The organism is Gordonia sp. NPDC003585 (genome assembly GCF_040610755.1).
Taxonomy (GTDB): Bacteria; Actinomycetota; Actinomycetes; order Mycobacteriales; family Mycobacteriaceae; genus Gordonia.
Genome location: NZ_JBEXMX010000067.1, coordinates 1 through 23919, shown reverse-complemented (window position 1 = coordinate 23919; position 23919 = coordinate 1). Strand labels below are relative to the sequence as shown.

22 protein-coding genes are annotated in these 23919 nt (G+C 66.1%); 7 read left to right on the top strand and 15 right to left on the bottom strand.

Translation table 11 applies throughout. From position 1 onward, the window contains the following. The first annotated feature begins 40 nt into the window (after window positions 1–40). Both ABZW74_RS17635 and ABZW74_RS17630 read left to right on the top strand, forming a co-directional pair. Window positions 41–964 (top strand): MetQ/NlpA family ABC transporter substrate-binding protein, encoded by a 924-nt coding sequence (locus ABZW74_RS17635; protein WP_355277964.1) that lies wholly within the window; start codon window positions 41–43, stop codon window positions 962–964. Between the two features lie 154 nt (window positions 965–1118). Beyond that, window positions 1119–2540 (top strand): YibE/F family protein, encoded by a 1422-nt coding sequence (locus ABZW74_RS17630; protein WP_355277984.1) that lies wholly within the window; start codon window positions 1119–1121, stop codon window positions 2538–2540. A gap of 235 nt (window positions 2541–2775) precedes the next feature. Here ABZW74_RS17630 and ABZW74_RS17625 read toward each other — a convergent pair whose 3' ends face one another. The 8 genes from ABZW74_RS17625 to ABZW74_RS17590 form a co-directional block, all read right to left on the bottom strand. Next, window positions 2776–3612, bottom strand: a complete 837-nt coding sequence (locus ABZW74_RS17625; RefSeq protein ID WP_355277981.1) for a hypothetical protein — start codon at window positions 3610–3612, stop codon at window positions 2776–2778. Between the two features lie 135 nt (window positions 3613–3747). After that, the gene (locus ABZW74_RS17620; RefSeq protein ID WP_355277961.1) at window positions 3748–4572 is read right to left on the bottom strand and encodes an N-acetylmuramoyl-L-alanine amidase; all 825 of its coding nucleotides are present in this window, start codon (window positions 4570–4572) and stop codon (window positions 3748–3750) included. Then, entirely contained in the window at window positions 4560–5486 is a 927-nt protein-coding gene (locus ABZW74_RS17615; RefSeq protein WP_355277958.1) for a hypothetical protein, read from the bottom strand. Before ABZW74_RS17615 ends, ABZW74_RS17620 begins: the two co-directional genes overlap by 13 nt. Then, window positions 5486–7102, bottom strand: a complete 1617-nt coding sequence (locus ABZW74_RS17610; RefSeq protein WP_355277955.1) for a serine/threonine-protein kinase — start codon at window positions 7100–7102, stop codon at window positions 5486–5488. Before ABZW74_RS17610 ends, ABZW74_RS17615 begins: the two co-directional genes overlap by 1 nt. An 86-nt stretch (window positions 7103–7188) precedes the next feature. After that, entirely contained in the window at window positions 7189–8421 is a 1233-nt protein-coding gene (locus ABZW74_RS17605) for an SfnB family sulfur acquisition oxidoreductase (protein ID WP_355277952.1), read from the bottom strand. Further along, on the bottom strand, window positions 8418–9530 hold the full coding sequence (gene sfnG, locus ABZW74_RS17600) for a dimethylsulfone monooxygenase SfnG (protein WP_240856547.1): 1113 nt from the start codon (window positions 9528–9530) through the stop codon (window positions 8418–8420). Before sfnG ends, ABZW74_RS17605 begins: the two co-directional genes overlap by 4 nt. 55 nt (window positions 9531–9585) lie before the next feature. Beyond that, the gene (locus ABZW74_RS17595) at window positions 9586–10761 is read right to left on the bottom strand and encodes an LLM class flavin-dependent oxidoreductase (protein ID WP_240856546.1); all 1176 of its coding nucleotides are present in this window, start codon (window positions 10759–10761) and stop codon (window positions 9586–9588) included. A 484-nt stretch (window positions 10762–11245) separates the two neighbouring features. Continuing rightward, window positions 11246–11908, bottom strand: coding sequence for a TetR family transcriptional regulator (locus ABZW74_RS17590; RefSeq protein WP_355277948.1), 663 nt, complete (start codon window positions 11906–11908; stop codon window positions 11246–11248). 156 nt (window positions 11909–12064) lie between these two features. On the opposite strand from ABZW74_RS17590, the gene ABZW74_RS17585 reads away from it, so the two are divergent. The 3 genes from ABZW74_RS17585 to ABZW74_RS17575 all read left to right on the top strand — a co-directional run bounded on the left by ABZW74_RS17585 (window position 12065) and on the right by ABZW74_RS17575 (window position 15041). Further along, complete coding sequence (locus ABZW74_RS17585; protein WP_355277945.1) at window positions 12065–13183, top strand: ferredoxin reductase; 1119 nt, start codon at window positions 12065–12067, stop codon at window positions 13181–13183. Window positions 13184–13229: 46 nt separating this feature from the next. Next, entirely contained in the window at window positions 13230–14489 is a 1260-nt protein-coding gene (locus ABZW74_RS17580) for an acyl-CoA desaturase (RefSeq protein WP_355277942.1), read from the top strand. A 111-nt stretch (window positions 14490–14600) separates the two neighbouring features. Then, complete coding sequence (locus tag ABZW74_RS17575) at window positions 14601–15041, top strand: hypothetical protein (protein ID WP_240856524.1); 441 nt, start codon at window positions 14601–14603, stop codon at window positions 15039–15041. Between the two features lie 108 nt (window positions 15042–15149). Here the strand turns inward: ABZW74_RS17575 and ABZW74_RS17570 are convergent, their stop codons facing one another. From ABZW74_RS17570 to ABZW74_RS17540, 7 genes are all read right to left on the bottom strand, one after another. Continuing rightward, a complete protein-coding gene (locus ABZW74_RS17570; protein WP_355277939.1) occupies window positions 15150–15767 on the bottom strand; it encodes a class I SAM-dependent methyltransferase in 618 nt (205 codons plus the stop codon). Window positions 15768–15825: 58 nt separating this feature from the next. After that, the gene (locus ABZW74_RS17565; RefSeq protein ID WP_240856522.1) at window positions 15826–16329 is read right to left on the bottom strand and encodes a DUF4395 domain-containing protein; all 504 of its coding nucleotides are present in this window, start codon (window positions 16327–16329) and stop codon (window positions 15826–15828) included. 126 nt (window positions 16330–16455) lie between these two features. Continuing rightward, the gene (locus ABZW74_RS17560) at window positions 16456–17424 is read right to left on the bottom strand and encodes a Ppx/GppA phosphatase family protein (RefSeq protein WP_355277936.1); all 969 of its coding nucleotides are present in this window, start codon (window positions 17422–17424) and stop codon (window positions 16456–16458) included. Next, window positions 17421–17948, bottom strand: a complete 528-nt coding sequence (locus ABZW74_RS17555; RefSeq protein ID WP_240856520.1) for a DUF501 domain-containing protein — start codon at window positions 17946–17948, stop codon at window positions 17421–17423. The genes ABZW74_RS17560 and ABZW74_RS17555 overlap by 4 nt, the downstream gene beginning before the upstream one ends. Then, window positions 17945–18619, bottom strand: a complete 675-nt coding sequence (locus ABZW74_RS17550) for a septum formation initiator family protein (RefSeq protein WP_240856519.1) — start codon at window positions 18617–18619, stop codon at window positions 17945–17947. Before ABZW74_RS17550 ends, ABZW74_RS17555 begins: the two co-directional genes overlap by 4 nt. A 13-nt stretch (window positions 18620–18632) precedes the next feature. Continuing rightward, complete coding sequence (eno, locus tag ABZW74_RS17545; RefSeq protein ID WP_240856518.1) at window positions 18633–19916, bottom strand: phosphopyruvate hydratase; 1284 nt, start codon at window positions 19914–19916, stop codon at window positions 18633–18635. 739 nt (window positions 19917–20655) lie between these two features. Then, window positions 20656–21375 carry a lytic murein transglycosylase gene (locus ABZW74_RS17540; protein ID WP_240856544.1) on the bottom strand — a complete coding sequence of 240 codons (720 nt, stop codon included), beginning with the start codon at window positions 21373–21375 and terminating at the stop codon, window positions 20656–20658. A gap of 248 nt (window positions 21376–21623) precedes the next feature. Here ABZW74_RS17540 and efeU point away from each other — a divergent pair, with 248 nt between their 5' ends. Both efeU and efeO read left to right on the top strand, forming a co-directional pair. Next, a complete protein-coding gene (gene efeU / locus ABZW74_RS17535) occupies window positions 21624–22547 on the top strand; it encodes an iron uptake transporter permease EfeU (protein WP_240856517.1) in 924 nt (307 codons plus the stop codon). Between the two features lie 11 nt (window positions 22548–22558). Then, the gene (efeO, locus tag ABZW74_RS17530) at window positions 22559–23788 is read left to right on the top strand and encodes an iron uptake system protein EfeO (protein ID WP_355277932.1); all 1230 of its coding nucleotides are present in this window, start codon (window positions 22559–22561) and stop codon (window positions 23786–23788) included. Window positions 23789–23919: the final 131 nt, after the last annotated feature.

The window sequence follows — 23919 nt, the reverse complement described above, 5'->3', positions numbered from 1 at the left end:
CGGCAATCGATTCAACCCCCCTCCCTCGAAAGGCACCCCCATGTCCAGTTCAACCGACTCCGGGATAGAAACCCCTACGCCCGCACCGCCCGGCGGGTCGGATATCGAGATCGCCAAGGGTCGTCGCTGGCCGCTGATCACCGCGTTGGTGGTGGTCGCGGTGGTCGTTCTCGGTGCCATCGGGTGGCGATTCTTTGGCCCAGAAGAGACGTCCGCCAACGAAACTGCCGGCGCCACACTGATTGTGGTCACCGCCGAGGGCAACGCCGCCGAAGAGGCGCTCGTCAACTACATTGCCACCAACGTCGCGCCGAAGTACGGCATCAAGGTGGCGTTCAAGGGGCTGTCGGACTCCACCACGCTCAACCGAGCCGTCAGCGACGGGGAGGTCGCCGGCACCATCTATCAGCACAAGCTGTGGCTGGGTCAGGTGCTGGCCGCCAACCCCGACTTCGGGTTGGAGGCAGCCACTCCGGTGTTCCGTTGGGGCTTCGGCATCTGGTCGGACCGTTACCGCAGTCCGGCCGATCTGCCGCAGGGCGCGACCGTGTCGCTCTACTCCGACCCGGCCAACGAGGCGCAGGGTCTGTGGCTGCTCGAGCGGGCCGGTTTGATCACACTGAAGCCGGGCATCAACAAGTGGCAGGCCACGCAGGACGACATCGCGAACAATCCGCGCGGCCTGCAGTTCAAACTGCTCGATTTCGCGGCACAGTCGCGGTCACTCGCCGACCTCGACGCGGCCGTCGGATACACCGAGTACTACCTGGCGGCAGACATCGACATCAACAAGCAGATCTTCGCGCCGCCCGCCCCGGACGAGTTTGCCGGTCAGCTCACCATCGGCACCAAGTGGAAGGACACCGAGAACATCAAGAAGCTCGTCGCGGCGTTCAAAGATCCTGCCGTCCAGGACTTCCTGCGCACCGATCCCTCGGTCAAGAACATTCTGCTGCCGCTGTAGAAATCCCGCCCTATGGAACTCGATACCGCCATGCGCATAGGGTGTCGAAGTGAAATGGTCGAGATCGAGTAGCAACTCGGACAACGACGGCGCAGTTGCACCCGCGACAGCCGCGAAGCCCGGTACCGCCTCGAGCGGTACCGGGCATTCGCATATCGGACATTCGCACGGCCACGGTCACCTCTCCGACATCTCGCATGTCTTGTCGCCGTACGCCAAGTGGCTGGTGATCGGGGCGCTGGGCGTCATCGGGCTGGCCGTCGTGATCGGCACGGTCGTGCTGTGGCCCTCGGATTCACCACATCCGATTCCTCCGCAGTTCCGGGCGGCCGACGGCGGATCCATCCATACAGTCGACGGCGAGGTCGTCGATCACATCCGTGCGGATTGTCTGAATTCGGTGGCCGGCACGGTCCTCGACACCGCCGATGTTCCGGTGAACCCGGTCGAGAACGGCCCGTGCATCCTGCACACCGTCCGGCTCGATTCCGGCTCCGACAAGGGGAAGTACACCGTCCTGGAGGTGCCGACGAACCGTGCACAGACCGGTTCGGGACCCGACTCGGTGGCGGTCGCTCCCGGTGCGCTCGATGATCCGCAAGCCGGTCAGCCGACGCTGCACGACGGCGACGACATCCGGCTGTCCACGGTCCCCGGACCCGACGGCGGTGACCGCTACACCTTCTTCGACTTCCAACGCGGACGTGCGACGCTGATCTGGGCGCTGCTGTTCGTCGCCGCGATCGTGCTGGTCGCCGCGTGGCGTGGGTTCCGGTCGGTGTTAGGGCTCGCGTTCGCGTTCCTCGTGCTCGGAGTGTTCACGTTGCCTGCGATCCTCGCCGGGTCTTCGCCGGTCGCGGTGGCGGTCGTGTCGTCGGCGGCGATCCTGTTCGTCGTGCTCTACCTCGCGCACGGCGTGAGTCTGCGCACATCTTCGGCGCTGCTCGGCACGCTGACGTCGCTGGTCCTGGCCGGGGTGCTGAGCTGGCTGGCAATCAGGACGATGAACCTGACCGGCCTCTCGGGAGACCAGACCACCAACCTGCAGGTCTATCAGGGCGGCATCTCGATCAGTGGTCTGTTGCTCGCCGGCTTCATCATCGGCACTCTCGGTGTGCTCAACGACGTCACCATCACCCAGGCGTCGGCGGCGTTCGAGTTGGCGGCCGCCGGCGAGCCGACACGGCTGGCCACCTTCCGCGCGGCGATGCGCGTCGGGCGCGATCACATCGCCAGCACCGTCTACACCCTGGTCTTCGCGTACGCGGGCAGCGCGCTCCCACTCCTGCTGTTGTTCTCGGTGGCACAGCAGCCGCTCGGGTCTCTGCTGACCACCGACGTCGTCGCCGTCGAACTCGCACGGTCGTTCGTCGGCGGTATCGCGATTGCCTTGTCGGTGCCGCTCACCACGGCGATCGCAGCCGCACTCGTCCGTCCGATGGGGTCGGCTGCCCAGTCTCCGACGCCGGCACCGTCGCGGCCTACGGCGAAGCCGCGAGCGACCCCGACGTCAGCACCGCGACCGACGCCACCACCGGCACCCCGCCCCACCGGACGCCATTCACTGCCGGAGTGAGCTGTCGATGAAAAGAGTCCACTTCCCGCCAGCTGGGGTACGAGCGGCCCCTCCCGCCGGCTTAGCCGCGACAGCCCCCATTAGCCCTGGTGCGACGACATTGCCGTCTTACCAACCGACGCTCCCGACCCGTTGGAAAGATGTACCTGCCAACCCCACCAAGTGCACTGTGTACTTGGCCGGCCTCACAGGTACAGATTTCCAACGGCCAGCGGGTTGTCCCGAACTCTTCAGGTCAGCACCGACCCGCAGGTAGTTCGGCAAGGTACTTGCCCAACCACGCGCCCATCCGGTTGAGCATCTTGGTGCCGTCACTGAACTTGCCGCTCTTGGGTACGGCGGCAAACGAAACGGCGAACTGCCCCCGGGTGGTCGAGATGATGCCGAGTTGACGCACCAGGTAGCCGGGCGACTTGGAGGTGGCAGGCCCCCAGCCACCCTTGACCGCGCTCACTGCACCGGCCGATCGGCCCACCTTCGCGACCCCCCACTGCTGATTCGGTGCGACCGAGCTCATCAACCGGATGATCTGCTCGCTGCCCGCCATGCAGGGCAGGTGGGCGCCGAACCGCGCCTGGTCGACCAGGGCCCACTGGGTGTAGCCGGGGTACGACGGCGGGGCGTCGGCCTCCGACGAGACGCGGGTACGCAGATCATGGCCTTCCCGAAGGATGCCGGTGACGGCCTTCACGGAGGCAACTCCACCGCCGAGCGATCCCCACAGTTTCCCGGCGGCGTCGTTGTCGGAGAAGGTGATCGCCTTGTTCTCCATGGCAGCGACCGCGGTTCCGTTCTGCCGCTGCGCCGCCAGCGACACCGGCACCTTCAACGTCGACCACGCGCGACCGGTCTTCAACGGCCCCAACGAGATTGCCTTGTCGCTACCGACCGGGACGACCGCGATTCCGATCTGTCCCGGCATCGTCTTTCGCATCGACTTCTGCAGGCCGCCAAAGCCCTTCGACAGCTTCTTCTCGACGGGCACGGGCGGGGCGAGGAGTCGCGCAAGCGGCTCCGGCAGAGGCAGACCGGCGATGCCCGGCGCCGCGAAGGCCGAGCCCGCGCCGGCCATCAGACATGAGGCGACGACGGTGGTCGTGATGAACAGACGTTTCACTCTAATCACATGAGCCCCTTTAGCCACAGCAGACACATGAGAGTAGTGGCTATCCAGGGTTTCGCCACCCGGCGAGACCCAATCGGGACCTCATCGCGACACCGCGCAGACCGGCACGGCAGCCCGAACCCCGGCGGTCAGGCCACGCGCGTAGTCCTCGAGACGGCTCCTCGGGACTGCGATGGACCCGCCGGCACCCGCTGTGCCGAATTCGTTGTAGACCCATGGTGTGTCGTCGGCGATCAGGGCTATCACCGGGATGTTGCCCGACCACAACGGTGCGCGTCCACCGAAGTCGTTGTCCGTCACCGCAACCGGGTGGCCTTCTATCGCGGTTCGGCGGGCCGCGATCAGCCGCGCGTATCGCTGGGACCGCACGGCGGTGGCGCGGTTGGTGAACACCACCCGCAGATGCTCACCGTCGGCGCCGGTTCCCTCGCGATAGAGCCCGACGCGTTGCGGGAACACCGCATTGACGCCCGGACTGGTGTGGATACTCACGGCGATGTCGGCACCGGCCGCCCGCGCTCGCTCGACCCGCTGCCGGTAGGTGACGTTCTCGCGGACCGAGCGCTTGAGCAGGACCACGCGATATCCGACGCCGCTCAGCGCGGCACGCACCCGCTGCGCCACCAGGAACACATCCCGATCCTCGGCTCCGTTCGGGTAGTCGACCTGCCGGACGCCGGTCACCGGATCGAAGCCGTCGACCGTGACCGGATTGTGGCCCGGGTCGAGCGCGACGACGGTACGGTCGCAGGGCGCGGCGGACGGCGTCGAGGATGCGCTCGCGGAAGCATACGCCGAGGTGGCACGGTACGGCGGGCTCGTCGGACCGGGTGGGTCGGTCGTGCTGCACGCCCCGATCACCACCACCAAACCGGCGACCGCCACCGCTCGAATCAGCCTGCGCATCGGCCCCGCGGTAGCCGCGCCACATTGCGGTTCAGCCAGTTACCGATCGAGTTCAGCGCAGCGATTCCGTCCCCCATCGACGACCCGACCGCGCTCATCGCGACCGCCGTCTGTGTGCCGTCGCGGTGGGTGATCAGACCGATCTGACGCACGAGGTACCCGCCGCTCTCCCCCGGCCCCCATCCGCCTTTGACAGCGGTGGACGTCGGCGTGCGCATGATCTCGACACCCCACTGCTGGTTGCCCGCAACCTGACCCATCAGCGAGACCACATGTTCGGTCCCGGGCATGCATGGCAGGTGCGCGGTGAACGTGGCCGCTGCCGGTAAGGGCCACACGGTCTGGCCGAAGATCGTGAACCCGGCGCGACGCTGCTCCGAGGGCACCACAGTCGTGGTGTCGCCACCCTCCCGCAGAACACCGGTGACGGCGCGGGCGGCTTCGGTCGACGAACCCAGGGATGCCCACAGCGCTTCGGCCGACGCGTTGTCCGAGTTGACGATCGCCGCGGTCTCGGCCGCGCTCTGGCCGTTCTCGCGCTCTGCCGCGACGGCCAGCGGCACCTTGATGGTCGACCAGGCAACGCGCGAGTGTTTGTCACCGAGTGTGAGCGCTGTGACGGCCTTTCCGCCGACCGGGGCGATGGCGATCCCGACCGTGTTACCCGTCTGCCCGGCGACCCGTGCGAAACCGGCTGCCAGCGCGCGGTAGTTGCCGGCTCGGGACACGGTCGACGGCGCTGCCGACGACGACTTGCCGTACCCGCCGGGGTACGCCTTGCCCGTCGAGGTGACCGTCACGGTGACCGGTGCCTGGCCAGCGGAGTCCGACGATGTGGCGCAGCCGGCCACCAGCGCGGTGGCAGCAAACAGCGCGACGACGGGTGCGAAACGGGTGTGCCTGAGAATCGCCATCAGTAGATGTGTACCACCGCATTGTTGCCACCCCGGCAGACGACGATGCCCGATTCCGGCACACAGGACATCGAATACGTCAGCCCCGTCGTCGGGCTGGACGCAATGACCACTCTCCCGGTCCCCTTTGGGCCCGACGCAAGGTACGCGTCTCGCACGTTGAACGCGAACCCACACGTAGTGGGCGTTCCTGCTTCGATACCGACCGTCGCGTCGCAGGGAGCCGACCCCGGTGGTGGCGCTGCCGGTCCCGTCGTCGTGGGCGCAGTGGTCGTCTCCTGCGTCTCCGGCGCCGACACTGTCTGGGTGACCGTGGACCGCTCGGCGTCCGCGTTCTTCGACGACGAATCGTTGCCCTGGGTCGCCAGCCAATACCCACCGAGCGCCAGCAGGCCGATGAGGACGGCGGCGATCACGCCGATCAACACGGGAATGGCGGTCGAGCGCTGCTCCGGCGGCGGGTAGCCGGCCGGATAGACCTGCGGCGGAGGGTAATTCGGTGGTGGAGCCGAGTACTGCTGGGGACCCGAATAGTATTGCGGCTCTGAGTACTGCTGGGGGCCTGAATACTGCTGTGGTCCCGAATATTGCTGGGGTCCCGAGAACTGCGGGGGACCACCGAGATTCCGGGTTCCGTCAGGCCCCTGCGGGCCGGTGCTCGACACCTGGGTGGGCGGGTAATCGGCCGGCTTCGCCAGGTTGACCGGCGCGCCGATCACCGTCTTGGGGGCGCGGCGGATGATGTTGGTCTCACTCTCGCCGTTCGGAGTCACAGTGGCCTCGACGTCGCCACCGGTCAACGCGGCACGCGCCGCGGCCGCCAGCTCTTTGGCCGTCGGATACCGTCGGTCCGGGTCGGGGTCGAGACCTCGGCTGATGACCGCGTCGAACGCCTGCGGGACGGCGCCGTTGAACGCGCTGGGCGACGGTGGTGGCGACAGGACGGCAGCTTTGATGGCGGCACTGACCGTGTTGGCGGGATGCGGCACCCGACCCGTGAGGCATTCGAACAGCACGCACGTCAGTCCGTAGATGTCGCTGGATGCGCTGACCGAACTCGCGTCGAAGAGCTCCGGGGCCATGTAGGCGATCGATCCGATCGCCGTGCCGGCCTGCGTGAGATGCGTGTCCTCGGCGGCGTGGGCGATGCCGAAATCGACCAGGTAGGCGAAGTCGTTCTCCGCGATCAGGATGTTCTCGGGTTTGATGTCGCGGTGGACGAGTCCGTGCCGGTGCGCGGCGTCGAGCGCCGCAGCGACCTGTTCGATGATCTGGACCGAGCGCTCCGGCGACAGCTCCCCTTCACGACGTAGCAGGGCGCGAAGATCCTCGCCCTCCACCAGGCGCATGTCGATGAACAGGACCCCGTCGATCTCGCCCCAGTCGTGGATCGGGATGACGTGGGGCTCACCGAGCTTTGCCGCGGCATGCGATTCGCGCCGGAACCGCTCCTGATAGACGCCGTCATGCGCCAGACCGGATTTCAGCAGCTTGAGCGCGACGACCCGGTCCTTGGACGTGTCGTAGGCGCGATACACCTCACCCATGCCGCCACGGCCGAGCAGTTCATCGAGCCGATACGGCCCGAACTGGGTGTCCACCCGACTCTCTGCCATATCGAGAAGCATAAGCGCCGGCACCGACACCGTCTGTCCCTCGACCGATTGGCTTCGGCCCCGTCCTACGCTTGGATGACCAGGCCTCAGATGACGCCGTGCAGCGGTGGTTTCTCGTCGCGCAGCACGTATCGGCCGATGTGCTGGTATTTCCACCGCACCGGGTCATGCAGGGTGTGGGTACGGGCGTCACGCCAGAACCGATTCAGGTTGAGGTCCGCACCCGCACTGCGTGTACCACTCACCTCGAACAGAGCCGACGTCACGCTGTTCGCAACCCGGTCGGCAACCACCTTGGCGGCCGCGACGGCGATCGACGCCTCCGCCACCGGATCCGCGTCGGGTTCGATCTCGTCGGGATCCCCGAATCCTGTTGCGCGGTCGACGCTCCGGCCGGCTGCGGCGAGCGTCGCCTCGGCACTCGCAACGTCGACGCCGAGTTCGCCGAACCGCTGCACCACGAGCGGATCATCGACGGCGCGTTCGACTCCTGCCTCGAACCACGGACGCGACGTGCTGCGAACGAATTCGGCCGCCGCGTCAAGCGCACCGCGGGCGATTCCGGTGTCGATCGCGACGTGCAGCAACTGCGCGAAGGCGCCATAGCCCGTCGCCCCCGACACCGCGGGAGCCCGGGCCACGAGATCGTCGGCGCCGACGTGAACACCGCGCAGCCGCACCGTGCCGGAGCCGGTGGTGCGCTGCCCCATGCCATTCCAGTCGTCGACGAGTTCCACCCCGTCCGCGTCCGCCGGAATGAACGCCACGTATTCGCCCGGCGCATGATCGTCGGTCTCAACCTCGAGACGGGCCAGCACGGCGAGGGTGTCGGCGAACAGCGATCCGGTTGCGTAGAACTTGTCCCCGTCGAGTGAGAACCCTCCGCCGGTGGGCGTCAGGCGCGTCGAGATGTCGGCGATGGTCCTGCCGCCACGTTCGGACTGCGCGTTGGCCACCCGGCCGCCGTCGAGCACCGTGCCGAAGATCCGCTTCTGCAGATCGTCGGACGCACCAAGACGGAGCAGATTCAGATACACGAAGTGACTGTGCGGGATCTGCGCGATGCTCGGGTCGGCGGCCGCGATGATCGCGGTCAGCTCTGCCACGACGCTGGGTGGGAGGTCGGCGCCACCGAAGCGATGCGGCACTGTCACCGCGAGCAGGCCCGTCGATGACAGTTGCTCGATCTCCTCGAAAGGCAACCGGCGCTGCGCATCCCGTTGCGCGGCACCTGCCGAGAACTCGGTTGCCAGCTCCCGCGCGATCGCCACGGCCTCGCGTGCCGTGGCGATCCGGGCTGCCGAACTCACCCGGGTCACGCGACCCCCGCGGGCTCCTGCGCTGCCTCCAGTTCGCGGACCAGCGGAAGCACCCGCTCACCGAAGTACTCGATCTCCTCCTGGAAGTGCAGGAATCCACCCAGGATCAGGTCTACGCCGAGACGCTTGTAGGCGACGATCCGCTCGGCCACCTGCTCTGGCGTACCGATCAACTGGGTGCGGAAACCGTCGTTGTACTGGACGAGATCCTCGAAGGTCGAGTCCGCCCACATTCCCGTCTTGTTTCCGGTCGAGTTGCCGGCCTGCTGCACGGCATCGCGGAAGCCCTCCACCGCAGGACGATTCGCCTTCTCGACGATCTCCCGCAGGGTGTCCCGAGCCTCGGCTTCGGTGTCGCGGGCGATGATGAAGCCGTTGAGTCCGAACTTCACCTCGCGACTGTGCGCCCGAGCGACCGCACGCAGGTCGTCGAGTTGCTCGGTGACGCCGTCGAAATCTTTGCCGTTGGAGAAGTACCAGTCGGAGAAACGTCCACCGTTGCTACGGGCCGCCGTCGAGTTACCACCCTGGAAAAGTTCAGGATTGGGCCGTTCGGGGGTGTTGAGCGGCTTGGGCTTGAGCGTGAAGTCGTGGATGCGGTAGAAGTCGCCGCGGAAGTCGACGTTGTCCTCGGTCCAGATCTTGCGGATCACCTCGAGGAATTCCGCACTGCGACGGTAACGTTCGTCGTGTTCGAGCCACGGCTCACCGAGGTGGGTGAATTCGTCTTTGAACCAGCCCGACACCACGTTGATGGCAAACCGGCCATTCGACAGGTGGTCTGCGGTGGCGCCGAGCTTGGCCAGTACCGCCGGATGCCAGAGACCCGGGTGCACGGCGGCAATCACCTTCAGTCGCTGCGTCGCCAACAGCAAGGCAAGACTGAAACTCGTTGATTCGTGCTGGAATTCCGCACCGTAGCTCGCCTCGTAGCGCACCTGCGACAGTGCGTACTCGAAGCCGTTGTTCTCCGCGGTCTGCGCGAGCTTCACGTTGTAGTCATAGTCCCAGCTGGTGCGCTGTTCGATGGTGCTGGTGACCAGGCCGCCACTGACGTTGGGTACCCAGTAGGCGAACTTGATCTCGTCGGCGATCGATTCGGTGGACATGATTTACCTCTCGGTTGGCGCTGGTTCAGAAGAGCTTGGGGCAGAACAGCTGTGATCAGGAAGAAGCGGCTTGCAGGGTCGGCAGGAATGCGCCGCGAACGGCCTCGCGGCCACGATCGTCGGACTCGATGAGCCCCAGACGGGCAAGAGCAGGACGCACACCTTCACCGAAGTGGTAGGCCTCTTCGAGATGCGGATATCCGGACAGCACAAAGTGTTCGAGTCCGAGATTTGCATACTCCGCGATGAGATCGGCGACCTCCGCGTACGACCCGACGAGCGCAGTACCCGCACCTCCACGGACCAAGCCGACACCCGACCACACGCCGGGATGAATCTGGAGCGACCGCGGATCGCGGGATCCGTCGAAATTCGATCCCCGACCGTGCAATTCGGACATACGACGCTGACCCTCGGACTCCGACTGCGCGAGATTGCGCTGCGCATTGGCGACGGTTTCCGGATCGAGCGCGGTGAGCAACCGCTCCGCCTCGGCCCACGCCTGCTCAGTGGTCTCCCGTGCGATCACATGGAACCGGATGCCATGCCGGACGCGTCGTTCCTGTGCCGCGGCGAGGCCGTCGATCCAGGAGATCTTGTCGGCCACTGCATCTGGCCGCTCACCCCAGGTCAGGTAGACGTCGGCGAACTTGGCCGCCACATCGCCTGCCGCAGGCGACGACCCACCGAAGAACACCTCCGGCGCCGGATCGGGTTGCCGGCCGAGCTGAGCGTTCTCGACCCGCAGGTATTTCCCGACGACGTCGACCGGCTCGGGTGACGTCCACAGCTTGCGGACGATGTCGAGGAACTCGCCGCACCGCTCGTAACGCGCGTTCTTGGTGAGGAAGTCGCCGAACGCCCGCTGCTCACTCGCCTCACCACCGGTCACGACGTTCACCAGCAGGCGACCCTCCGACTGCCACTGGAACGTCGCTGCCATCTGCGCGGCCAGCGTCGGACTGAGCAGTCCCGGCCGGAAGGCCACCAGGAACTTGAGTGTCTCGGTCGCGTCGATCAAGGCCGCCGTCGTGAGCCACGCGTCCTCACACCACAATCCGGCCGGGGTGAGCACGGCCTCGAAGCCGTTGATCTCGGCCGCTCCCGCCAACTGCTTGAGATAGCGGAGATCCGCCCGCCGGTCTCCCGACATCTGACTGCCGTGACCACCGGCGATCAGATTGCGCGAGTCTCCGTACGTGGGCAGGAACCAGTGGAATTGCAGTGACACCAGGTGCCTTTCATGTGGTCGGGGCGCAGGCGATCGCCAACCCCCGCGGATGTGGTCCGACGAGTAGTGTCGGACCACATCATTGCGCTGCCCACCCTTGAAATCGCCCTGGTTGCAACATCGACCCACCCGCCGACGTCGTCGGCGATCGTGGAGGCGGGAAGAGTGAGGCCGTCCGGAACGGTCTCCGTGAGGAGCCACCGAGGGCACATTTCCCTCGGATGCACGCCAGGAAGACCGTTTCAGACGAGGCCGATCGTCCCGGCGATCCGACCCGGCAGACGAACCATCGATCCACCGGAGCGTCTCGAAGAAGGTAGGGGAAGAAACTCTTCCCCTAACCTTGGTGTCCTCCCCGCAAACTTTCTAGGGGGCGACTCCGAACATCGGGGAACAAACTTCCTCCCCTAGATTTAGTGGGACGGCCGCGGCCGGGTCCATTACATTTGCCCAGGTCAGCGGGATGGTCACCTGACTCGTCGAATCAACCGCCGGTACGCCACTGCCCCATGCCGAGGAACACCATGACGAGTTGGCGTTCGGTGCGTTCGACGACGTCGCGCTCGGCATCGCGCCCCCGGTACTCACCGTCGATCAGATCCGCGACGGCGGTCAGCATGATGGTGACGATGAGGTCGGCGGCGAGTTCGAGGTCCTCGGCCTCCCACCCGACGAGGGCGGGCATCCGCGCGAGGTCGATGGCGAGTTCCTTGGAGAACAGCCGCAATTCGGTGTCGATGGCGCGTCGAACCTCGGCGATCCCGCCATGTTGTTCGCGGATCAGGAAGCGGAACGCGGGTTCGTTCTCGTGGACGTGCCGCAAGAGGATGGCGAGTGAATTCTGCGCGGTCGGCAGCGCCTGACGACTGGCCAGATCACGCCGACCGTCCCGCAACGCACGACGCAGCACCCGCATCGAATCCTCGACCAGGGTGACGCCCAGATCCTCCATCGACGCGAAGTGGCGGTAGAAGGCCGTCGGCACGATTCCGGCGCCACGTGCCACCTCACGCAGGCTGATGCTCCCGAAGCTGCGCTCACCCACCAGGGTCAACGTCGTGTCGAGGAGAGCCTGACGCGTCTGGTTCTTCTTGTCGGCACGCGACTGCGTCTCACGCTGGCTCGTGTGTCGCGTCCGGGTCACCATCCGAGTCTAAGTGGTGCTGCCGGCACATTCGGGCACGACCCTCCGCGCCAAGTGACAGCCGTCACGGCAATCAACCCTTGACGCGGCACCGCGCCCGTGTGTCACACTTTTCCGTGTACAGTTGTTCACTGAAACAACCCAGAACGGAGCCCGCCCATGAGCATCCGCACCCCCCAAACTCGCACCGCCGACGCCACCGCGTCGACCGGCCGACTCAACCGTTGGTTCGGTTCCATCGTCGAAGCGGCAATGTCGCCGCATCCGGTGGATCGCTACCTCGAACTCATCGACCCGATGCTGACCTGGCGCGACCTGCGTGCGCAGATCGTCCGCGTCGAGCACCCCACCCCGCACACTGTACGCCTCCAACTGCGGCCCACGCGGCAGTGGAAGGGACACCGAGCAGGCCAGTTTGTGCAGCTCAGCGTCGTCATCGACGGCGTTCGGCACAGCCGCTGCTTCTCGCCGGCCAATGCCGCGGGACGCGACGGCGACATCGAACTCACCATCGCTGCCCACGACGACGGCTTTGTCTCCCGTCACTTGGCCGCCACGGCCCGCGCGGGCGACGTCGTCGGCCTGTCGCAAGCCCAGGGCGAGTTCACCCTGCCTGAGTCCGATCCTCGTTCGGTCGTCTTCATCAGCGGCGGCAGCGGTGTTACACCTGTACTCTCAATGCTGCGCACACTGCTGTCCGACGACTACGACGGACCGATCACCTTTGTGCACTACGCGCCGACACCCCGCGAGGCCGCATACCGTGCCGAACTCGCATCGCTGGCGGCGGTGAATCCGAACCTCGACCTGCGCTGCTACTACACGCGAGTCGATGACGACCATTTCAGCGAAGCGCATCTCGATGGCGTCGCCGACCTGGTCGACGCGGACGTGTTCGTGTGCGGCCCCGGAGCCCTGATGGACGCCGTGTCGGACTTCCACGAGGCCGCAGGACTGCATCGGCCGCTGCACACCGAGGCATTCACCCTCGCCGCACCGATCGCCGTCGACCCCGACGAACCGATCACCGGCGAACTGGCCTTCCTCGCCTCCGGCGCCACCACGACCAACGACGGTCGTCCGATCCTCGATCAGGCCGAATCGGCCGGCCTGACGCCCGAGTCCGGATGCCGCATGGGCATCTGCTTCTCATGCACCGCGACCAAGCTCTCCGGATGCACCCGCAATGTGCTGACCGGAGAACTCGACACCGAAGCCGACAAACAGATCCAGCTCTGCATCAACGCCCCGGTCGGCGACGTCGACATCGACATCTGACCGCCACCACCCCGCAATCGCCCAACACCCCTACGGAGGTATCACCATGACCATCGAGCTCACCCGTGACACCGAACTCCGCCCCGCCCATCTGCCTGCGGTGATCGAACCCGAGGCAACCAAACCGACATCCGACGCGACCGCGGAAACAACCGTGATCGATCCGGCGGCCACGCAGGTGACCGACCCCAATACCGTCGTTCTCTCCTATGAGCAGGTCGAGGCACTCGGTCGCGACCTGGACAAATTGCGCGCCCGGATCGTCGCCGACCTCGGCGAGAAGGACCGCGAATACCTGTACTCGGTCATCCGCGCCCAACGCGGGTTCGAGGTCACCGGACGGGCCCTGATGTACCTGGGTTTCTTCCCGCCCGCATGGATCGCGGCGGTCGGCGCACTCTCGGTCTCCAAGATCCTCGACAACATGGAGATCGGCCACAACGTCATGCACGGCCAGTACGACTGGATGCGCGAGGACACCTACAACTCGCGCGAATTCGAGTGGGACACAGTGTGTCCGGCCGACCAGTGGAAGCACAGCCACAACTACCTGCACCACACCTTCACCAACATCATCGGTGAGGACCGCGACATCGGCTACGGCATCCTGCGCATGGCCCGTGACCAGAAGTGGAATCCCTACTACCTGGGCAACCTCGGTTACGCCACCGCCCTGATGCTGCTGTTCGAGTGGGGCGTGATGCTGCACGATCTCGAAGCCGAGAACATCATCGCGGGCAAGCGCAAGTGGACCGACATCAAGGGCCTGGTGAAAGGCATGTGGCGCAAGGCCGGTCGTCAGGTGCTCAAGGACTACGTCGTCTTCCCGGCGCTGACCGGACCGCTGTTCGTGTCGACTCTCGTCGGCAACGCGAGCGCCAACCTCGTGCGCAACCTGTGGACGTTCTCGATCATCTTCTGCGGCCACTTCCCCACCGGTGCACAGACATTCACCTCCGAGGAATGCGCAGACGAGACGCGCGGACAGTGGTACCTGCGGCAGATGCTCGGGTCGGCCAACATCACCGGAAGCCCGCTGTTCCACATCATGAGCGGCAACTTGTCGCATCAGATCGAGCACCATCTGTTCCCGGACATCCCGGCCAGCCGCTACCCGGAGGTGTCGGGCGAGGTCCAGGAGATCTGCGAACGCTACGGGTTGCCCTACAACACCGGTTCGCTGAGCCAGCAGCTCGCGTCGACCTGGAAGAAGATCGCCAAGCTGTCGCTGCCCAATTTCATGACGCGCGACGACGATGACCTCACCGTCATCGTCGAGCGCAACAAGCCGGCGGACGTTGCCTGAACGGTCCGCGACGTCCCATGGCACCACCACCTTCCGGGCGGTATCGTCGTCGGCGATGCCGCCCGGGTGTGGTTTCCCCGGATGGTCCCCAGCGACAAGGAGTCCGATCAGATGGTCGATCGCATCGAACGCAACAAGGACCTGATTCAAGAGCTCGTCGAGTCGACCGCCAATCACGTCGGTCAGATCGCGACCATCATCACCGGCGCCGTCGCCGGTGTGGCCCGTGAGGTCGGTGAGATCTTCACCGACGGTTTCGAGATGCGTGAGGCCGCGCGTAAGGCGAAGCTCGACGAGGAACGCATCCTCGATGCCGACCTGGTCGACGAGATCGTCGATGCGGAACCCGCGGACGCCGAGCTCGAGGACGCAGAGCTGGCCGACCTCGAAGACGACGACATCGAGGATGAGCCGCTGAACATCGAGGCATCGATCGAGGCGCCCGTCGTGCCGCAGGAACTCGACTCACCCGAGATCGACACCGACGATTCCGGAGACATCCACGACGTCACCCTCGAGGGTGCGATGGAGGCTCCGGTCGCGCCGGAGTAGCGATTGCCCAGGTCGCCACGGTCCTGTCACCGTTGACAGTGCGCCTCAAACCGTTGACCGTGCGTCGCAAATCGTTGACCGTGCATTCCGCAATAGGTCAGCGACTTGTCATGGTCGTCGACGCGCCAGGAGATGCAGCTCCGGGAACCGGTGTTCGTCGTCGGGGCGGCTGATCATTCGCCAGACTTCGTCGAAGCCGCTTTCCTTCAGTTGTGCAGCGAGGTGATCCGGGTGACGCAGCCATGCTCTGGCAACCCGGTGGTCGAACTCCTCCTCGGTGCCGCGGTCCAGGGTCTGGCACGCGATCAACACGGGGCTTCCGTCAGAAAGGCGACTTGACCAGGCTCGCAGCACCTGCGGGAGCACCGACGGAGACACGTGGATCAGGCTGAAGCGCGCCAGGATCGCGCCGATACGGAGGTCGGCGGCGGTGCCGCGCAGGTGTGCGTCGTCGGCAATGAACTCACAGTGCGGGTGGCCGGTGCGCGCGAGTTCGACCATGCCGGCACTGGGTTCGATCCCGACGATCGGCAGGCCGCGATCATGCAGGTCGGCGGTGACATGACCAAGGCCGCATCCGATGTCGACGACGACATCGCCACCGAGTTGCGCAGCGGCCGTGTCGGCGAACGCGTGGACCGCGTGTCGCTCCAACGAGGTGATGTACGGGGTGGGAAAGGTGTCGGCGTACAGAGCGGCGAGGGCGTCGTATCCGGGCTGACTCACCGGTTCATTGTGGGCTATGAGCCGCTTCCCACCGCAGTCATCGCCGCCTCGGCGTGTGTCAGCTCTGCGCGGGTTCGGGTGTGCGCAGCGAGATGTTGTTGCAGGCCTCGCACACGGTGTCCGGGATGACGCCGCGACGCTGCAGGAAGCCAAAGATGGTGCAGCCCAGGCAGAAACCGAAAACGAACTCGAGTGTCGCGGCGACGATGAGGACACCGACGACGAGCTGGGCGGCGAGTCCGAAGCCGAGCAGACTCAGGATGAGGGCCGTGGTGCTCACCACGAGGCCGATGGTCTGTGCGAACCGCTTCGGCGGACCAGGAACGAGCTTCGTCTTGCGCCAGATTTTCGGTGCGATCACCCGCACCGACAACTGGCCGAACGGCGACAGCTTGGGTCCCGAAAGCACACGAAGCGCGAAGCCGATCGCCAACACCGCGTACAGCGCCCAATGGTTGACGGCGACCGTCACGATCGCCAGCGCGACGACCAGGCCGGCGGTCGAACGCGCTGCGTAGTCGTTGACCGGATTGGGAAAGGTGAACACCGACGGTGTCGACACTCCTGACCTCCTGTGTGGGTGCGTAACGAAACCAAGCTACGCGTGTGCGCCCAGCAGGCCAAACGTTGGACCCACTGCGGGTCTAAACCGGCCGGGAATGCACGGTCAACGATTTGGGACGCACGGTCAACGGGGGTCGAGGAGGCCGAGGGCGATACCGTCGAGGATGTCGTGCTCGCTCACCACGAGTTCGGTGATGCCCGCGCGCGCCGACAACTCGCGGGCCAGTTCCATCGTGACCAGGGAACCACCGCCGATCACGTCCACCCGACCGGGATGCATCGGTCCGAGGGCGGCGCGGTCGGCGCGCGTCATCGACACCAGCCGTCGGCACACCTGGTCGAGGTCGTCGAGCGGGATCCGCGACAAATGGATGACCTCGGGATCGTAGGTGTCGAGTCCGGCACCGAGTGCCGCCAGCGTCGTCATCGTTCCGGCCACGCCCACCCAGGTGCGGGCGCCGTCGACGGGCACCGCCGCAAACGCCTCGGCAAGTCGCTCCCGCGTGAACGCCTGCGCCGCGGACACCTCGGCGGGGGTCGGCGGATCTGACGGCAGACACCGCTCGGTCAGCCGAACACACCCGATGTCGGCCGAAAAAGCGGCGCGCACGCCGTCGGCCCCGCCTGTCCCCGTACCGCCGAACACCACCTCGGTGGAGCCACCGCCCAGGTCGGTGACGACGAAAGGCCCTTGCGCCGAATCCAATTCGCCGACGGCGCCGCGGAACGAGAGCCGCGCTTCCTCGTCGCCGGTGATCACCTCGGCGATCGCGTCGGGCACCACACAACCCAGGAGTTCGGCCGTCATGCCGAAGAACGCATCACGGTTCGACGCATCGCGGGTGGCCGAGGTGGCCACCATGCGCACCTGCTCGACCCGGTGCGACCGCATGATCTCCACGTAGTCGGCGAGCGCGATCCGGGTGCGGTCGATCGCCTCATCGGCGAAGCGCCCGGTGGCGTCGACCCCCTGCCCGAGCCGGACGACCCGCATCTCGCGGTGGATGTCGATCAACCGTCCCGAGTCGTCGGGCCGCGCGACGAGCAGGCGGATCGAGTTGGTGCCGCAATCGACCGCCGCAACGACGGTCACGATTCGTCACCCTCGGTATCGTCCGCCGTCAGATGCGGCCAGTCCGCCGGAATGGCTGTGCCGCGAAGACCGTTGTCGGCGGCGAGCGCCACCGCCTCATCACCGAGCGGGTTGACTCCCGGCCCCTTGGCCAGCGAGTGCGCGATCAGGACATGCAGGCATTTCACGCGGTCGGGCATCCCGCCACCGGTGAAGTCGGTGCCCAGCGACTCGATCGCATCGCGTTCAGCGAGATAACTCTCGTGCGCACGGCGATAGGCCGCCGCGAGTTCAACGTCTTCCGCGAGCCTGGCGGTCATCTCCCTCATCACCCCGGCCGACTCCTGGCGGCTGGCCTCGGCGGTCAGCCGTGGATCGGTGAGGTAGTAGAGCGTCGGGAACGGTGTGCCGTCGGGCAGCTTCGGAGCGGTCTTCACCACGGCCGGCACTCCGTCGGGCGTTCGGTAACTCACCTCGATGACGCCACGCGGCTCCCGGCCGAGCTGTCGCGCAACGATCTCGAGGTCGGCGTCGAAGGTGCTCACCGGACGCCGGGAGGAGTCGCGACCGAATCCCACAGTCGGCCGTACCACGGTGCGCGAGCACGCTTTTCGGCTGCCGCGGCTGCGGCTCGACGCTGTTCGTCGCCGGGGTACATCATCACCAGCGGCGTCTCACCCGGCTTCACGAACAGAAGTTCCGACCGTGCCTTGGCCTCGATGTAGGCCGGGTCTTCCTGCTCATTCACCTTCTGCCGGTAGTCGGCGAGTTCACGTTCCTTCTCCACGTTGGCCGCCGTGAGCTGACGCAACTCGGAGCGCTGGGCGAAGTAGGTACGCATCGGCATCGCGAGGGTGAGCGCCACGATGCTGATCACCAGAGCCAGCACGACGGCCCGCTTGGCGTCGACATGCCGAACCCGCGACACCAACGCTGCCGAACGGGACCCGTCCGGGCGCCGACGGGCGTTCGAGATCCGACGCGGACGCTTGCGCGTGCTCTGCTCGTCGGCGCCGACGGTGTCGAGTTCGTGCTCGCCGGTCTGGGTGACCGAGTCGGGTGCGTCGGTCTGGGTGGCCGACTCCGACGCGTCGGCCTGGGTTGCGGTCGGCCGGCGTCGGCGAGTCTGGCGTGCGCGCTCACGCGAGCGCGCATCGCCTCGCGAGTCGCGGACCCGCCGACGCCCAGCACTGTCACTGAGCCCACGGTTAGCCATGGGCTCCAGCTAATCACGAACCAAACGAAAAACGCGGGAAGGCGAGGTCACCGGCGTAGCGTGCCGCGTCGCCGAGACCTTCCTCGATGCGCAACAGCTGGTTGTACTTGGCGACACGCTCGCTGCGCGCCGGCGCACCCGTCTTGATCTGACCACACGCGCAGGCAACGGCCAGGTCGGCGATGGTGGTGTCCTCGGTCTCACCGGACCGGTGGCTCATCATCGTCTTGTAGCTGTTGTTGTGCGCCAGGGCCACCGCGTCGAGGGTCTCGGTGAGCGTGCCGATCTGGTTGACCTTCACCAGAAGGGCATTGGCGACTCCCTCGGTGATCCCGCGTTCGAGACGCTCGGGGTTGGTCACGAACAGGTCGTCACCGACGAGCTGCACCTTGTCGCCGACCGCCTCGGTCAGCTTGGCCCACCCGTCCCAGTCGTCCTCGGCCAGTCCGTCCTCGATCGAGACGATCGGGAAGTCGGCGATGAGCTTCTCGTAGAACGGCACCATGTCGGCGGTCGAGTAGTCCTTGCCCTCGAGCTTGTAGACGCCATCGGAGTAGAACTCGGTCGCGGCCGCGTCGAGCGCGATCACGACGTCCTTGCCGAAGTTGTAGCCGGCCTTGCCGACCGCCTCGCCGATCACCGAGATCGCAGCGTCGGTGTGGGGCAGGTCGGGTGCAAAGCCACCCTCGTCGCCGAGCGCGGTGTTGAGTCCCTGCTTGTTCAGCACGGACTTGAGTGCGTGGTACACCTCCGCGCCGCAGCGCAGGGCTTCCTTGAAGGTCGGCGCACCGACCGGGCAGATCATGAACTCCTGAAAATCGATGCCGTTGTCGGCGTGCTCGCCGCCGTTGATGATGTTCATACAGGGCACGGGCAGGATGTGCGCGTTGGGTCCGCCGATGTAGCGGAACAGCGGCAGTCCGGCCGATTCGGCAGCTCCCTTGGCGACGGCGAGGGACACACCCAGCAGCGCGTTCGCACCGACGCGGCCCTTGTCGGGGGTGCCGTCGCAGTCGAGCAGGGCCTGGTCGACGAGACGCTGCTCCTCGGCCTCGATCCCGATGACCGCCGGCGCGAGCTCACCGAGCACACCTTCGACGGCCTTGGTGACGCCTTTACCGAGGTAGCGCTCGCCACCGTCTCGGAGTTCGACGGCCTCGTGCTCACCGGTCGAGGCGCCCGACGGCACAGCGGCCCGCGTGAACGTGCCGTCATCGAGGACGACCTCGACCTCGACCGTCGGGTTGCCCCGCGAATCGAGAATCTCTCGTGCACCAACCTGCTCGATGATTGCCACGGTTCAACCCCTATTTCTCGGTGGTGGGCCGACGCATCTGGCGACGGCCAAGGTACGGGTCAAAGCCTAATCGCTAGTGCCTCGACACATGTGGCAAGGGCCGCGCACGAAACAAATTCGTGAAGTCGGCGACCCGACCAGGCCGCGGGAGCCCCACCCCCGTCGGATATCTGTACCCCCCAGCCCGACCAAGTGCACTGTGCACTTCATGGGTTCCCAGGTACAGATTCCACAAGTGCGGCGGGGGGTCGTGGAGGCGGGAAGGGTTGGAGGTCGGACCGGTGGCCAGGATCGGGCCCCTGACTGTGGTGCTCCGGGTATCTCCCGGAAGCGGACGCTGACGGGCCCGATCTCAGTCACCGATCGTGGTCATCGCGTTCCGCCGAACGCGACGCCAGGAACACGCGCCCGCAAAATCTAGGGGAAGAAGTTCTTCCCCTAGCCTTGGAGTCCTCCCCCAGAAAATTCTCGCGGATGACTACGAACCCAGGGGAAGAAACTTCTTCCCCTAGATTTTGCGGGCCGCTGGATCGCGTTTCCCCAGTTCAGAAGGAACGCTACCGAGCCACCGACCCGACGACGTCGTCGTCCCGGGGTCATTTCACGCGAGCGCACCACCACCCCGTCGGACGGCCTGTACCTCCCAACCCCGCCCACGTGCACTATGCACCTGGCCGGCCTCCGAGGTACAGATTTCCGACGGCCCGAGGGATGGTCGGTTGCCACAGATCCGGACCGGTCAGTAGCGGACGTTGATCGAGTAGGCGTTGGAGTGATCCCGCACGTCGAGGACGTAGGCCATCGAATTGTTGTAGACCTTCACGGCCTTTTCCCAGCCCGACGGCGTCGTCATGTCGCCGCCCGACGACACGCACAGGTAGCGCGCCGCCGACAGGGCCGCGTCGTCGATGTTGTCCGGGTCGGCCTTGCCGTCGCCGTTCGCGTCGACGCCGTACCGGGTCCAGGTCTCGGGGATGAACTGGAAGGGGCCCATGGCGCGGTCGTGGGTGGCGTCACCGTCGAGGCGGCCACCGTCGGTGTCGTGGATCTCGAGGTTGCCGCGCGAGCCGTCGAGCTTGGCTCCGCGGATGGGCGGTGAGGTGTCACCGTTGGCCGCGATCCGGGTTCCGCGATACGTGCCGTGTTTGCTCTCCACCCCCGCGATGCCCGCCAGGGTGGTCCAGGCCAGTCCGCATTCGGGGTGCTGCTGGCGCTGGATCTCGGCGGCGTTGCCGTAGGCCTCCATCGCGATGAGCGGGATACCCGTCGAGTCCGCGATGGGCGTGGCCCACTCACGCATGAGTTCGGCGGTACGTCCGGGCGCGTTGATGTCGATGTAGGGCTGCGGGGTCCCCGGACCGGGCGGGATGCCGTCGGGGATGTCGGGCCGGTCGAACGTGGGCAGGTCGATGCACCCGGCCAGCACGACCGACGCCGCCACCGCGGCGACGCCGACCATTGCACCCTGTACTGCCCGCGACAACGGACCACGCACACGCACTACTCACTCACTCCCTGCCTTGTTGGTCGCGACCGATTCGCACAGATCCGTCGCGACGACCACCCACCATCGCATGATGAGGACTTAAGACCCAATCGCATAGTCAACTCGCCGTCTCAGCTTCCGGTTCCCGGGATCCGGCGCTACTGTCGTCTGGTTAGCCTCACCACACTCCGCTTCGGGAGCGGGCCGTCGGAAAGAGCACGGTGGAGATTCTCGCTTCGGGTGGCGCGCCCTCGGTTTTCGCGCAGATGTTCGGAAGCGGACTGATAGGACTTCGCGAAGGCCTCGAAACCGGCATTGTGGTCATGATTCTGGTGGCCTTCGTGACGCGTGCGGGCCGCCGCGGCGCCCTCAAATGGATCTGGGCAGGTGTCGCGGCAGCGGTCGCCATGGTGGTGGTCGTCTTCCTCGTCATCCATTTCGGGACGTCGACGATGACGCCGTTGGCCGCCGAGCTGATCGCCGGAGTCGCGTCGCTGGTCGCGGTGGCGATCGTCACCTTCATGGTGCTGTGGATGAGCAAGGCCGCCTCGCACATCTCGTCGGACCTGAAGGACAGCATGTCCGACGCACTGCTGGCCGGCGGTGCGTCGGTGATGGGCCTGGCCTTCCTGGCCGTCGGCCGAGAGGGCTTCGAGACCGCGCTGCTGATGGTCGGATATGCGGAGAGCGTGTCGGGCGGATGGTGGCCACTGCTGGGTCTGCTGATCGGCGTGGTGGTCGCGATCGTGCTGACGGTGCTCCTCTATCAGGGTGCGATCCGCCTGGATTTCCACCGGTTCTTCCTCTACACCGGGATCTTCCTGATCATCGTCGCCGCGGGCATCCTCTCCTACGGGGTGCGCGCGTTGCAGACGGTCGGCTGGCTACCCGGCCTCAACAACATCGCCTTCGACATCTCCGCGAGTTACGACCAGTCGTCGTGGTACGGCACGGTGCTCGCGGGCATCTTCAACTTCCGGCCCGACCCCACCGTCTTGCAGGTGGTGGCCTGGGTGCTCTACGTCGTGGTGGTGCTGACGATCTTCCTACGCGCCAACCGCCGTCGACCGGCCGATCGCGCTCCCGCGAGCACGCCCGCCGACACCTCCCCCGAAACCCCGGCAACTCCCGACGCCGGCCGCTGAAAGGAAACCCGATGCGCAAACGCCTTCGAGCGAATCGCAAGGTAGCGACGACAATTGCCGCCGCCGCCCTTGTGTGCGCCACCCCACTGCTCCTGGTGGGCTGTACGTCGAAGACCGACTCGGAGGGCGCCATCAAGGTGACCTCGTCGGACTCGGAGTGCGATCTGGCGAGCACCGAAGCGCAGACCGGCGACGTCGATTTCACCGTGACCAACAACGGGACCAAGGTCACCGAGTTCTACGTCTATGGCAACAACAACCGGGTTCTCGGCGAGGTCGAGAACATCGGTCCGGGTGTCTCCGGCAACCTGACGGTCGAGATCGTCGACCCGGGCACCTACACCGTGGCCTGCAAGCCCGGCATGGTCGGCACCGGTATCCGCAAGGAGATCACCGTCAGCGGTGAGAAGAAGGAAAAGGCCGAGGTGCCCGCGGATGTCAACGCCGCCAAGGTCGCCTACCTCGGCTATGTCCGCAACCAGTTGAACACGCTGCAGGCACAGACCCAGTCGTTCGTGAACAACGTCAAGAGCGGCAACCTCGACGCCGCGCGCGCCCAGTTCGGTCTCGTGCGCACGCCCTACGAGCGCATCGAGCCGGTCGCCGAGTCGTTCCCCGACCTCGACCCGGCCATCGACATGCGTTGGGAGGACACCGAAAACGGCACGCAACCGTTCACCGGCTTCCACCGCATCGAACGATTCCTGTGGCCGCCGCAGCCGAACGAGATCGGTGACGGCGAAGGACAGATCAGTCCGGCCGACGCGGCCAACGCCAAGGCCACCGACACCAAGGCCAACATCGACCAGCAGGCAGACTTGTTGCTCGCCAACGTCAACAAGCTGCACGACGAGGTCAACAAGCCCGACTTCAACTTCGAGACAAGATCTTTCGTTCAGGGACCGCAGGCCCTGATCGACGAGGTCGCTGCCACCAAGGTCAACGGTGAGGAAGATCGCTACTCGCACACCGACCTCTGGGACTTCGCCGCCAACGTGGACGGTTCGGAGACGGCCATCGCGACCATGCAGCCGATCATCTCCGCCAAGGACCAGCCGCTGATGGACAAGATCACCGCGCAGTTCGCGGATGTTCGCGCCGCGATCAACCAGTTCCAGCAGGGCGAGGGTTACGTCTCCTACACGCAGGTGACACCGGAGCAGCGCAAGGATCTGTCGGCCAAGATCGACGCCTTGTCGGCGACCCTCTCGCAGGTGCCGGGCATCGTCCTGCCGCAGTAACGTCTATACGACGACTGGGACGCGATGACGGGGACACGATGAGCGAAACCACACCGGCACCGGAAGATTCAGGACGCTCGCGGCTGTCACGGCGCGCGTTGCTGGGTGGCGCCGGGGCCGGTGTGGTGGTC